Source organism: Pectinatus sottacetonis (assembly GCF_015732155.1).
Classification (GTDB): Bacteria; Bacillota; Negativicutes; order Selenomonadales; family Selenomonadaceae; genus Pectinatus; species Pectinatus sottacetonis.
The window spans coordinates 19,464-32,015 of the sequence record NZ_WIQK01000001.1 but is presented as its reverse complement, the minus strand read 5'-3'; the positions used below and the strand labels follow the sequence as shown (position 1 = coordinate 32,015).

At 37.0% G+C, this 12,552-nt stretch carries 10 protein-coding genes; 7 read left to right on the top strand and 3 right to left on the bottom strand.

Annotation, left to right across the window (positions count from 1 at the left end):
- The first annotated feature begins 1 nt into the window (after position 1).
- From fabK to rnc, 7 genes are all read left to right on the top strand, one after another.
- A complete protein-coding gene (gene fabK, locus I6760_RS00150; protein ID WP_196592515.1) occupies positions 2-949 on the top strand; it encodes an enoyl-[acyl-carrier-protein] reductase FabK in 948 nt (315 codons plus the stop codon).
- A 47-nt stretch (positions 950-996) separates the two neighbouring features.
- Complete coding sequence (fabD, locus tag I6760_RS00145) at positions 997-1,941, top strand: ACP S-malonyltransferase (RefSeq protein ID WP_196592514.1); 945 nt, start codon at positions 997-999, stop codon at positions 1,939-1,941.
- 1 nt (position 1,942) lies between these two features.
- Complete coding sequence (gene fabG / locus I6760_RS00140) at positions 1,943-2,686, top strand: 3-oxoacyl-[acyl-carrier-protein] reductase (RefSeq protein WP_196592513.1); 744 nt, start codon at positions 1,943-1,945, stop codon at positions 2,684-2,686.
- A gap of 32 nt (positions 2,687-2,718) precedes the next feature.
- Positions 2,719-2,949: an acyl carrier protein gene (locus I6760_RS00135; RefSeq protein ID WP_196592512.1), complete on the top strand. Its 231-nt coding sequence runs from the start codon at positions 2,719-2,721 to the stop codon at positions 2,947-2,949.
- Positions 2,950-3,101: 152 nt separating this feature from the next.
- Positions 3,102-4,046 carry an NAD(P)H-dependent flavin oxidoreductase gene (locus I6760_RS00130; protein WP_196592511.1) on the top strand — a complete coding sequence of 315 codons (945 nt, stop codon included), beginning with the start codon at positions 3,102-3,104 and terminating at the stop codon, positions 4,044-4,046.
- Positions 4,047-4,066: 20 nt separating this feature from the next.
- Positions 4,067-5,308 (top strand): beta-ketoacyl-ACP synthase II, encoded by a 1,242-nt coding sequence (fabF, locus tag I6760_RS00125; RefSeq protein WP_196592510.1) that lies wholly within the window; start codon positions 4,067-4,069, stop codon positions 5,306-5,308.
- Between the two features lie 13 nt (positions 5,309-5,321).
- Positions 5,322-6,029 carry a ribonuclease III gene (rnc, locus tag I6760_RS00120; protein WP_196592509.1) on the top strand — a complete coding sequence of 236 codons (708 nt, stop codon included), beginning with the start codon at positions 5,322-5,324 and terminating at the stop codon, positions 6,027-6,029.
- A 199-nt stretch (positions 6,030-6,228) separates the two neighbouring features.
- On the opposite strand, the gene nifJ is transcribed toward rnc, so the two are convergent.
- The 3 genes from nifJ to I6760_RS00105 all read right to left on the bottom strand — a co-directional run bounded on the left by nifJ (position 6,229) and on the right by I6760_RS00105 (position 12,533).
- Complete coding sequence (gene nifJ / locus I6760_RS00115; RefSeq protein ID WP_196592508.1) at positions 6,229-9,753, bottom strand: pyruvate:ferredoxin (flavodoxin) oxidoreductase; 3,525 nt, start codon at positions 9,751-9,753, stop codon at positions 6,229-6,231.
- Positions 9,754-9,840: 87 nt separating this feature from the next.
- The gene (locus I6760_RS00110; protein WP_196594694.1) at positions 9,841-10,794 is read right to left on the bottom strand and encodes a TIGR01212 family radical SAM protein; all 954 of its coding nucleotides are present in this window, start codon (positions 10,792-10,794) and stop codon (positions 9,841-9,843) included.
- A complete protein-coding gene (locus I6760_RS00105; RefSeq protein WP_196592507.1) occupies positions 10,791-12,533 on the bottom strand; it encodes a B12-binding domain-containing radical SAM protein in 1,743 nt (580 codons plus the stop codon). The genes I6760_RS00110 and I6760_RS00105 overlap by 4 nt, the downstream gene beginning before the upstream one ends.
- Positions 12,534-12,552: the final 19 nt, after the last annotated feature.

The window sequence follows — 12,552 nt, the reverse complement described above, 5'->3', positions numbered from 1 at the left end:
TATGTTTGAGAACAATAGATTATGTAAATTACTTGGCATAAAATATCCGATATTTCAGGGTGGTATGGCTTGGATAGGAACATCTGAACTGGCTTCAGCTGTATCTAATGCTGGCGGCCTTGGAATAATTGGTGCGGGCCATATGCCCCCTGATTTACTGCGTATAGAAATTAAGAAAACTAAAAACTGGACCCAAAAACCATTTGGCGTAAATATAATGCTTATGTCGCCTTTTGTTAAGGAAGTTATGCAGGTAGTATTAGAAGAAAAAGTTCCTGTTGTTACTACTGGTGCTGGTAATCCGGGCGAATATATTCCTGCTTTAAAGAAAATAGGAAGCAAAGTTATTCCAGTTGTGGCATCTGTAGCATTAGCTAAAAGATTAGTACGCACTGGAGTGGATGCTGTTATTGCTGAAGGTCTGGAAAGCGGCGGTCATATAGGGGAAATTACGACAATGTCTTTAGTTCCTCAGATTGTTGATGCGATAGATGTTCCTGTTATTGCTGCCGGTGGTATTGGTGATGCAAGAGGCGTTTTGGCCGCTTTTTCTCTTGGAGCATCAGGAGTACAGATGGGAACTAGATTTGTCCTTTCTAACGAATGTATTGCTCATGAAAATTATAAGAAAATGGTATTAAAGGCCAGAGATCGTTCTACTGTGGTGACAGGACGTGCAACAGGGCATCCTGTGCGTGTACTTACTAATAGGCTGACACGTAAATTTCAGGAATTGGAAAAAGCAAAAGTTGATGTCAGTGAATTAGAAAAACTTGGAGCAGGTAAGCTAAATCTAGCTACACATAAAGGTGATGTCGAAAATGGGTCTGTAATGATAGGGCAGATAAGCGGCATGCTCAATGAAATAAAGCCCGTAAAGAGCATTATTGCTGATATAATAGCTGAGGTTCAGCCAGCACTGGAAAATATAAAAAATAATTGTAAATAATAAATATTTTAATTTAAGTAGGGTAATGAAAGAAGGATTAGTTCATTATGAATAAACTTGCATTTATTTTTCCTGGACAGGGATCGCAGACTGTCGGAATGGGAAAAGAATTTTTCGATAATTACGATGTTGCTAAAAAAATATTTAAGGAAGCAGATAAATCTTTAGGCTATTCTATAATGGACATGTGTTTTAATGGTCCTGAAGAAGATTTGAAATTAACGGCAAATACCCAGCCGGCAATATTGACTGTTAGTGTTATTGCAGCAACAATACTTCAAGAACACGGAATAAAACCGGAAATTACAGGTGGACATAGTCTGGGAGAATATTCCGCATTAGTTGCAGCCGGAGCATTAAAATTTGCTGATGCTGTATATTTAGTTAACAGACGTGGTTCTTTTATGCAGGAAGCTGTTCCTGTAGGACAGGGTGGAATGGCAGCTGTGATCGGGCTTGATAGAAATATTATTATCGATATTTGTGAAGATATTACCAAAAATAAAGCATTGGTACAGGCGGTTAACTTTAATTGTCCTGGACAGGTAGTTATTGCAGGTACGACCGAAGGTGTTGGTATAGCCGTTGAAAAATTAAAAACTGCTGGTGCTAAAAAATGTGTGAATTTACCGGTAAGTGCACCGTTTCATAGCAGACTTATGGAACCTGCAGCAAAAAAATTAGCTGTGGAGCTAGATAAAATAGAAATTCATGATGCAGTGATTCCAGTAGTTGCTAATGTTACGGGTAAAGCCTTGACAAAGGCTGCTGACATAAAAGAAAGTTTGATAAAACAGGCGTCAAGTCCTGTAAAATGGGAAGATTGTATAAATTCTATGAAGAATTTTGGTGCTGATGTCTATGTAGAAGCAGGCCCAGGAAAAGTTTTATGCGGTTTTAATCGTCGCATTGATAAAGATTTAAAGTCCTTAAACGTAGAAAATATTGCGTCATTGCAAAAAACGCTTGATTATTTTCAGGAGGTCCGCTAAAATGCTGTTAGAAGGTAAGGTGGCATTAGTCACAGGTGCTTCCCGTGGTATAGGTCGTGCTATTGCTTTAGCATTGGCTAAAGAAGGAGCCTTTATAGCAATAAACTATGCAGGAAATGTGAAAGCGGCTGAATCAGTAAAACAGGAAATAGAAGGACTGGGCAGCAAGGCTGTTCTTGTTAAAGCTGATGTTTCTGATAGTACATCTGTAGATGAAATGCTAAAAATTGTTGTTGATACATTTGGTACTGTCGATATATTGGTTAATAATGCAGGGATAACCTGTGATACTTTGCTTCTTAGGATGAAGCAGCAGGATTGGGAACGTGTCATCAATACGAACTTAACAGGTGTATTCAACTGCACCAAAGTAGTTTCTAAATTGATGATAAAGAAGCGTACCGGATGTATAATAAATATGGCTTCTGTTGTCGGTTTGACGGGAAATATAGGCCAGTCAAATTATGCAGCAGCAAAAGCCGGAGTCATTGGTTTTACTAAATCAATAGCACGTGAACTAGCAGCACGTGGAATAACAGTTAATGCTGTTGCCCCTGGATTTATAGCCACAGATATGACAGCAGTAATTCCAGATAAAGCTAAGGAAGATATATTAAATAATATACCGTTAAAAAAAATGGGAAAACCAGAAGATGTTGCTAACGCAGTATTGTTCTTGGTTTCTGATAAAGCGGCCTACATAACAGGACAAGTTATAAATGTTGATGGTGGCATGGTCATGTAATAATATATTTTATGGGAGGAGGTGAGCAACATATGTCAACATTCGAAAAAGTTAAAGACATTGTTGTAGAACAATTAGGAGTTGAAGCTGATGACGTCAATATTAATTCTACATTTATTGATGATCTAGGTGCTGATTCACTGGATATTGTTGAATTGATTATGGCTTTTGAAGAAGAATTCAGTATTGAAATTCCTGATGAAGCTGCTGAAAAAATCAAAACTGTCCAAGATGTTGTAACCTATATAGAACAGCATAAATAAGATTCTTAGTTAGTTTAGATGGGCCTTTGTTTATAGAGTGGCATTATATTCAATAAATACCTTATATTGGATATAATGTCACTAATCCAATATAAGGTATTTAGTAAATTCTTTCTAAGCTGATAAAAGCGAAATTGATAGGAGGAGTTATTTTGAAGCTTCCGGAGCTTAAGATTGGCGATAAAATCGCAAAAGTACCGGTTATTCAAGGCGGCATGGCGATAAGACTTTCGACAGCACGTCTTGCTGCAGCAGTGGCAAATGAAGGCGGTATTGGTTTAATCGCTGCATCCGGTATGACAAATGACGAATTACGGTATGAAATTCGCTTAGCACGTTCTTTAACATCTGGAATTATTGGTATCAATGTAATGGTAGCTGCGAAAAAATTTAGTGAATTAATGAAAACAGCTATTAAAGAAGGTATTGATTTAGTTGTTGCAGGGGCAGGATTTTCTCGTGATATGTTTGGTATAGGCAGAGAATCTGGTACACCTATTGTTCCAATTGTATCTTCTGCTAAACTAGCGAAAATTTCTCAAAATCTTGGTGCGTCTGCTGTGGTTGTGGAAGGAACAGAAGCAGGAGGTCATTTAGGAACAACAGTATCTATAAAGAAACTTATTCCTGAAATTCGTGCTGCTGTTGATTTACCAATTGTTGCAGCAGGTGGAGTACTTACCGGTCAAGATATTGTTGATTTTATAAATATGGGTGCTAATGGTGTTCAAATGGGTTCAAGGTTTGCTGCAAGCGAAGAATCAAATGCAGCTCCAGCCTTAAAAGAATTTTATTTGAAAGCAGCACCGGACGATATAGTTGTGATACGCAGTCCAGTAGGACTTCCCGGTCGTGCTGTGCGTAATCCATTTTCAGAAAGAATAATGCAAGGACCTGTTCCAATAAAGCATTGTGATAACTGTTTGAAAAATTGCAAACATAATTTTTGCATCATAAAAGCGTTGGAACGGGCTCAACAGGGGGATGTTGAAACCGGTTTGGTTTTTGCGGGGGAATATATCCATAAGATAAAGGAAATATTGCCAGTAAAAGAAATATTTGCGCGGCTGAAACAACAAGCTGCCGAAGCAAATTAAATGTGAGGTGTAATATTATTTTGGCAAATAGAGTAGTTATTACCGGTCTAGGTGCAGTTACGCCTATTGGTATTGGCAAAGATAAATTTTGGAAAGGGTTATTAGCCGGGAAATCAGGCATAGGTAAGATTACACGCTTTGATGCTACTGATTTTAAGGCACAGATTGCTGCTGAAGTTAAGGATTTTGAATCAGATGATTTTATAGATAAAAAAAAGGCAAGACGTATGGATCGTTACACACAGTTTGCCATTGCTGCTACAAAATTAGCTTTTGAAGATGCGGCTATAGATTTAGTAAAAGAAGATAAAGATCGTATAGGTGTTTTCATCGGAACTGGTATTGGCGGTATAGAAACTATGCATGAACAATATAAGGTAATATTGGAAAAAGGACCTAATCGTGTAAGTCCTTTCTGCGTGCCGATGATGATTGCTAATATGGCTACAGGGCAGACGTCTATTACGTTTGATCTGCACGGACCCAGCTGTTGCCCTATTACAGCATGTGCAACAGGAACTAATGCAATTGGCGATGCTATGCGTGTCATTGAAAGAGGAGAAGCTGATGTGATGGTTGCGGGAGGGACAGAAGCATGTATTTCACCGTTGCCGGTAGCAGGATTTGCATCGATGAAGGCGTTATGCACAGATATGAATGATAATCCAGAAAAAGCATCTCGCCCATTCGATAAGAATCGCAGCGGTTTTATTATGGGCGAAGGAGCGGGAATTGTTATTCTGGAAAGTTTGGAACATGCATTGGCTCGTGGTGCTGAAATATATGCAGAAGTCGGTGGTTACGCATCAACTTCGGATGCTTATCATATTACTAGTCCTGATCCAGAAGCAAGACAGCCGGCAAGATGCTTTACTTTGGCGGTAAAGGATGCTGGCCTACAGATGGAAGATATTGATTATATAAATGCCCATGGTACTTCCACACAGCTAAATGAAAAAACAGAAACAGCAGCTATTAAAAAAGCTTTTGGTGTACATGCTTATAAATTATCAGTAAGTTCTATTAAATCCATGATCGGTCATTTATTGGGAGCTGCTGGCGGTATCGAATGTATAGCAACAGCCTTAGCTGTTAAACATGATATTATGCCGGCAACCATAAATCTGGATACACCAGATGAAGAATTGGATTTGGATTATGTTCCTAATGTTTCACGCAAAAAAATCATTAATGCAGCTATTTCTGATTCATTGGGATTTGGTGGACATAATGCAGCTATTCTTCTGAAAAAATTTAAATAAATCAGGTTTTGTAATGAATATTTCAAAGAAACGCAAGGAAAAATTACTAACGTTATCTTCGTGTCTTGGTGTGGATTTTAATGATATAGCTTTACTAGATACTGCTCTTACACATACTTCCTATGCTAATGAAGCTAAAAATTCTATTATCCATAATGAAAGATTGGAATTTTTAGGTGATGCTGTTTTAGAACTGGCATCCAGTTCTTATTTATTTAATAAATATCCTGAAATGCCTGAAGGTGAAATGACAAAGGCACGTGCTAGTGTAGTTTGTGAAACTACACTAGCACGTTTGTCGGCTAAGCTGGAAGTGGGACAATATCTTTTATTGGGAAAAGGTGAGCGGCTAAGTGGGGGGAGTACCCGACCGTCAATTTTAGCAGATGCTTTTGAATCTATTATTGGAGCTATTTATCTTGATCAGGGATGGGATACTGCTTATAAATATATTTTAGATAAACTGCATGATGATTTTATAGCTGTTGAAAAAGGCTATAATCTAAAAGATTATAAGACAATTTTGCAGGAAATAGTTCAAAGTGAAAATAAACATATTGAATATGAGCTTATTTCGGAAATTGGACCTGCACATGCGAGGCAATTTCGTTTTGCTGCAATTGTTGATGGTGCTGTAGAGGGCCTTGGCGATGGCAATAGCAAAAAGGAAGCTGAGCAGCATGCGGCGTTGGAGACTTTAAAAAAGTATAAAAGAATATAATAATAGAAAAGATATCGCTGCCAGTTATTTCTGGCTGGCAGCGATATCTTTTCTATTATTTTAAAATCAACATAATTAATATGTTATTGTTATATTAGATTTATTTCTTGCTTTGAGTATTAGAGTTTCATAATACTTTAAAATCCCCTGTGATAGGTTACTATCACAGGGGATTTTTTTCCAGATGATAAATTTATTCTTATTTACCAGCTAATTTTTTATAGCCTGCCAAACGTTCTTTAGCATCCTGTTCTGTTTTTTCAAATAAAGCATCAGCTTTATCAGGGAAACCTCGTTTTAATGAGTTGTAACGAACCTCACCCATTAAAAATTCCCGGAAATTAGCAGTAGGTTCTTTGGAATCAAGACTAAATGGATTCTTTTCACTGCCGCGTAATGCTGGATTATAGCGATAATTAGCCCAGTATCCCGCTTCTACAGCACGTTTTGATTCTATTTGACTCTTACCCATACCAATTTTTATACCATGATTTATGCATGGTGCATAAGCAATAATTAAGGAAGGTCCTTTATAACTTTCAGCTTCGACAATAGCTTTTAGTGTCTGGTTTTTATCAGCACCCATATTAATCTGGGCAACATATACATAACCATAGGACATTGCCATCATACCAAGATCTTTTTTCTTTGTTTTTTTACCAGTAGCAGCAAATTGAGCAATTGCTGCCGTCGGAGTTGATTTAGAGGATTGGCCGCCAGTATTGGAGTATACTTCAGTATCCATAACTAAAACATTGACATCTTCACCAGAAGCAAGAACATGATCAAGTCCACCGTAGCCGATATCATAGGCCCAGCCATCACCGCCGAAGATCCATTGGGAGCGTCTTACAAAAAAGTCTTTCTGATCATAGATTCTATTGAGTAATTCATTAGAACCTTTTTCCTTTTCTAAAAGGGCTGTTAAAATATCTGCACGATCACGCGTACCTTCGCCGTCATCGATTTTTTCCAGCCATTCTTCCATAGCAGTCTTTAATTGTGCACTTACACCGTTGGCAATGGCATCCTTCATATTAGACGCCAAGGTGTCACGTACAGCCTTGCTGCCAAGATGCATACCAAAACCAAATTCAGCATTATCTTCGAACAGTGAATTTGCCCAAGCAGGCCCATGTCCCTTTACGTTAGTAGTATAAGGCATTGATGGTGCAGCAGCTCCCCAGATTGAAGAACAACCTGTAGCGTTGGCTACTATCATACGATCACCATATAACTGTGTAATGAGTTTTACATAAGGTGTTTCACCACAACCAGCACATGCACCGGAGAATTCAAGCAATGGTTTTTCGAACTGACTGCCCTTTAATGTTGTCTTTTTAAGTGGATTTTTCTTTGGTGATACTTTTTTAGGATCAACAGCATAATCAAAAGTAGGCTGCTTAGGAGCCTGAGTGTCAAAAGGCTTCATTTCCAATGCTTTTCCTTTTGGTGCAGGACAGATTTGTGAACAGTTGCCACAACCGCTGCAGTCGTAAGGAGATATAACAATACTGAAATACATATCCTTCATACCTATAGCAGGTTTGAATTTCATGCCTTCTGGAGCATTGTTCTTTTCTTCTTCTGTTAAAAGAGCCGGACGAATTACAGCATGAGGACAAACAAAGGAACATTGATTACACTGGATACAGTTATCAGCGATCCATTCAGGTACATTTATAGCAATGCCACGTTTTTCGTAAGCAGCTGTTCCTACTGGGAAAGTTCCATCTTCCATTCCCTTACTGAATGTGCTTACAGGAAGCTTATCGCCTTCTTGACGATTCATCGGGACAAGAATGTCTTTTACAAATGCAGGAACCTGTTTTTCTTTTTTAGTTTCATCAGGTGCATCAGCCCAGTCTGCTGGTACGTTGATTTTTACAACAGCTTCGATACCCTTATCTACAGCGCCATTATTCATATCAACGATATTCTGGCCCTTTTTGCCATATGATTTAACTATGGCATCTTTTAGATAACCAACGGCTTTTTCAATAGGAATAATATTTGTAAGTTTAAAGAAAGCAGCCTGCATAACCATATTGAAACGACCGCCTAATCCTAATTCCTGCGCAATTTTAACGGCATTTACAACATAGAAATTAATTTTATTTTTGGCGATATAGCGTTTCATATAACCAGGAAGTTCATTAGATAAATTTTCTTCTGTCCAATGTGTGTTGAGAAGGAATGAACCACCAGGTTTAAGACCTGCTAATAAATCATACTTATGAACATATGATTCTTGGGAGCAGGAAATAAAATCAGCTTTATTTATGAGATAAGGAGATTTTATGGGCAGTTTACCAAAGCGCAGATGTGACATTGTAATCCCGCCTGATTTTTTAGAATCATAAGCAAAATATGCCTGAGCGTACATATCAGTATTATCACCGATAATTTTTACTGCACTTTTATTAGCGCCAACAGTACCATCGGAACCCAATCCCCAGAATTTGCAGGCAGTAGTACCTTCTGGTGTAAAATCAAGATCCTTAGGATATTTTTCCAAAGATGTACCAGTTATATCATCGTCAATACTAATAGTAAAGTCGTTTTTCGGTGTAGCCTTTTTAAGTTCTTCATAAACAGAAAGAACATGGTCCGGAGTGACATCTTTACCACCTAGACCATAACGTCCGCCTACAACTATTGGATGGATATCACTATCATAAAGAGCATTTTTAACATCAATATATAAAGGTTCGCCGTGTGCACCAGGTTCTTTAGTACGATCAAGCACGGCTATTTTTTTAACAGTCTTAGGAATAGAACTCAGTAAATGTTTTATTGAGAATGGACGGTATAAATGAACTGTGAGAATACCTGTTTTTTCTCCTTGGGAGTTCAAATAATCAACTGCTTCTGCTGCTGTTTCGCAGACAGATCCCATAGCAATTATTAAGCGATCTGCATCTGGAGCACCATGATAATTGAAGAGATGATATTCGCGTCCAGTAATTTTGGAAATTTTCTGCATACTTTCTTCTACTAAATCAGGAATAGCATCATAATATTTATTTACAGCTTCTCTTTCCTGGAAATAAATATCAGGATTTTGGTTAGTACCACGAATAACAGGGTGATCAGGATTAAGGGCATTATGACGGAAGGCGTTTACTGCTTTCCAGTCGAGTAATTTTCCTAAATCATCATAATTTATAACTTCAATTTTTTGAATTTCATGGGATGTTCTGAAACCATCAAAAAAATTCACAAAGGGAATACGTCCCTTAATGGCAACGAGATGAGCTACAGCACTTAAGTCCATTACTTGTTGTACGCTGCTTTCAGCAAGCATTGCACAACCGGTCTGGCGCACTGCCATAACATCCTGGTGATCACCAAATATGTTAAGTGAAGATGTTGCTAATGCACGTGCACTTACGTGAAATACACCTGGTAAAAGTTCACCGGAAATTTTATACATGTTAGGAATCATCAGTAAAAGTCCCTGTGATGCTGTATAAGTTGTTGTTAAAGCACCGGATTGTAAAGAACCGTGAACAGTTCCTGCGGCACCTGCTTCAGATTGCATTTCCACAACTTTGACTTTCTGACCGAAAAGATTTTTAGCACCTTTCGCAGCCATTTCATCTACAGCTTCCGCCATAGGGGAAGACGGAGTGATCGGATAGATAGCAGCAATATCAGTAAAAGCATATGAGACATATGCGGCTGCGGTATTGCCATCCATTGTCTTCATTTTTTTATTCATTGTATTCTCTCCCTTGCATTATAATATTAAATATACACCGCGAATAAGAATAACATACAATTATAATACACCTTTTTAGAATTATTATCAATTATACGGGTCAAATTTTTTCAATGCAGGCCCATTAAGATAGTTGCATAGTTTTCCTTGGTACAAATTATTTTTTTCCATTTCGGTAATTATTTCATCGCGTATTTTCCACCAGCCGGTATGCCAGTTGGAAAATAAGGTGTTTTCTGCTGGTGCCCGCCCGATTAAGCGCTGTAGGACAATATCTGATGATAAATATTCTAGAAAAGTTATTACTCTTTTTTTATAATCGTCTAATGATATTAATTTTATTTTATCATGTAAATAATCATCAGCCATTTTGGTATTTTTTATTATATAAAGGGCATGTAATTTTACTTGGTCCAATTTTAATGCCGACATGATTTTGGCGTTTTCAATAACATCATCCATGTCATCCCATGGCAGATCTAAAATGATATGGGCGCAGGTCAGCATATTATATTGCTTTATTTGTAAAACGGCATCGATAAATTCAGCTAAACTATGGCCGCGGTTTATTTTTTTTAAGGATTTATAATTGACTGTCTGTAAGCCGAGTTCGATGCAGATATCAATATTATATTGCTTTTTTATTGCATTTAACCGTGAAAGATAATATTCACTTATGCAGTCGGGCCGGGTGGCTATATATAAGGCCACGATATCTTTGTCTTGTACTGCTTCAGTGGCACATTGCACTAATTTTTCTATAGGCATATATGTGTTGGTAAAATTTTGTAGATAAGATATAAATTTTTTGGCCTTGTATTTGGGAACTATATGAGCTTTATTATTGGCAATTTGTTCAGATATAGTCATAGAAGAAGGCAGATTTTCATAGCCAGCGCCTATTTCACCGCAAAAAGTACAGCCGTTTGTGCCGCGCGTACCATCACGGTTGGGACAGGTAACTGGCAATGCAATAGGAAGTTTATATACTTTTTCACCATAATGATGTTTTAAATAATCAGAAAATGGATAGTAAATTATTTTAGGTCACCTGATTTCATTGGTATTTTTTTTACGAAAAGTCCATTGTATATAAATAAAATTATGCATGGATTGTCTATTATTTCATGAGTTTCTGCAAAATGCAATATATCAATGGAAAAATATTCTATATGATAGTTGTTTCTTATAGTACGCCAGTCAGCAAAAACATATGCGGTGATATATTTTTTTACCACAGGTGTGTTTTTCCAAAAATTTTTAATAGTACTATGCTTATCTTTTTCTGACCAATTTAAAAATAAAGGACGAAAATGTCCCTGATCTGAGGATAAAGCATCGAATCTAAGCAGATTGTCAAGTATTTGCGGTGAGGAGCTTTTATTATTGCTGGCAAAATCATTAAGATATTTATATAATGCTTTTGGCGAATGTGAGGCTTTGTCCAGTAAGCGTATATGCCAAAAAGAAGCTAAGCTGGTAAAAAAAGAAAAAGCGTTAAAATTATTTTTGTTAATAAGATACTGCAGTGTAAGGGAAAAACGGCCGGAATTGTAATATACTTCAAAAACATCGACAAATATCCGTAATTGTCTTATTTCCTTAACAGATAGGTATTTATTTGCTAAAACTTCATAAGGAGCGGTATCCATAAATTTATATCTATGCGGCTTAACTAAATTTTCCATGGCAGAACCTTTGAGTAGTTTTAAAAAGCCAACCTGTAGCATGTGAGGATATAATTGGTATACAGTATTAAATGATTTTTCAAATGAAACTATATTTTCAAGTGGCAGTCCGATTATAAGATCAGCGTGTATATGAATATTTTCGAAGGATTTTATGGCATTGATATTGTTGACAATTTTTTGCCAGTGATTAGTACGGTTTATTTGCTGTAGTGTCTCAGTATTAGTGGATTGTATACCTATTTCGAGCTGTACACGGCCTGGCGGCATTCTTTGCAGTATGGATAATGCTTCTGTATCAAGATAGTCTATAGCGGCTTCAAAATGAAAATTAGTCCGACAATTTTGTTTGGCTAAGAATTCTAATATGGGGAGAAAGTGTTTTTTGCTGGCATTAAATGTTCTGTCAACAAATTTCACTTGTTTAACGTTATGTCGGACAAAGAAGGATAATTCTTTGAGCACTTTATCAAGGCTGCGGTAACGTACTCCCTTTGTAGCACAGGAAAGGCAGTATTTGCAGGAGAAGGGGCAGCCACGGGAACTTTCATAATATATTATGCGTTCACCCAATTGTTTTATGTCTGAGTCTGTATAAGGAAAAGGCAGTTCGTTTAAATTTGCTAAAACTACAGGAAAACTTTCCTGAATGGTTTTTTCTTCTGTATATTGGGCAAGTCCGGGAATATCAGTTGTTGATGTATCTGCCAGTATATTTTTTAATAATGAAAATAAAACTTTTTCTCCCTCACCTCGTATAACATAGTCTACTATGGGAAAAGCTGTCATGAATTCTTTTGTTTTATATGAAACTTCCGGTCCACCACAGATTATTTTTGTGTGTGGCAGCATTTTTTTTATGAGCGGTAGTAATTTTTTTATGAGTTCTATATTCCATATATAGCAATCTATGCCTAGAATATCAGGAAATTCATCAAATATTTGATCAGCAATTTCTAATAGATGGTTATTTATAGTGAACTCGGTAAGTTTTATTTCACAGGGTAATTTATCACAATAGGTTTTTAAATATCTAATAGATAGTGATGAGTGAATGTATTTAGCATTTATGGCAATGAGCAGTAATTTCATATAATTCTCCCTAAAAAAA

Coding starts and splice junctions, on each gene's coding strand:
- fabK (WP_196592515.1), top strand. CDS start 2: ATGTTTGAGAACAATAGATTATGTAAATTACTTGGCATAAAATATCCG.
- fabD (WP_196592514.1), top strand. CDS start 997: ATGAATAAACTTGCATTTATTTTTCCTGGACAGGGATCGCAGACTGTC.
- fabG (WP_196592513.1), top strand. CDS start 1,943: ATGCTGTTAGAAGGTAAGGTGGCATTAGTCACAGGTGCTTCCCGTGGT.
- I6760_RS00135 (WP_196592512.1), top strand. CDS start 2,719: ATGTCAACATTCGAAAAAGTTAAAGACATTGTTGTAGAACAATTAGGA.
- rnc (WP_196592509.1), top strand. CDS start 5,322: ATGAATATTTCAAAGAAACGCAAGGAAAAATTACTAACGTTATCTTCG.
- nifJ (WP_196592508.1), bottom strand. CDS start 9,753: ATGAATAAAAAAATGAAGACAATGGATGGCAATACCGCAGCCGCATAT.
- I6760_RS00105 (WP_196592507.1), bottom strand. CDS start 12,533: ATGAAATTACTGCTCATTGCCATAAATGCTAAATACATTCACTCATCA.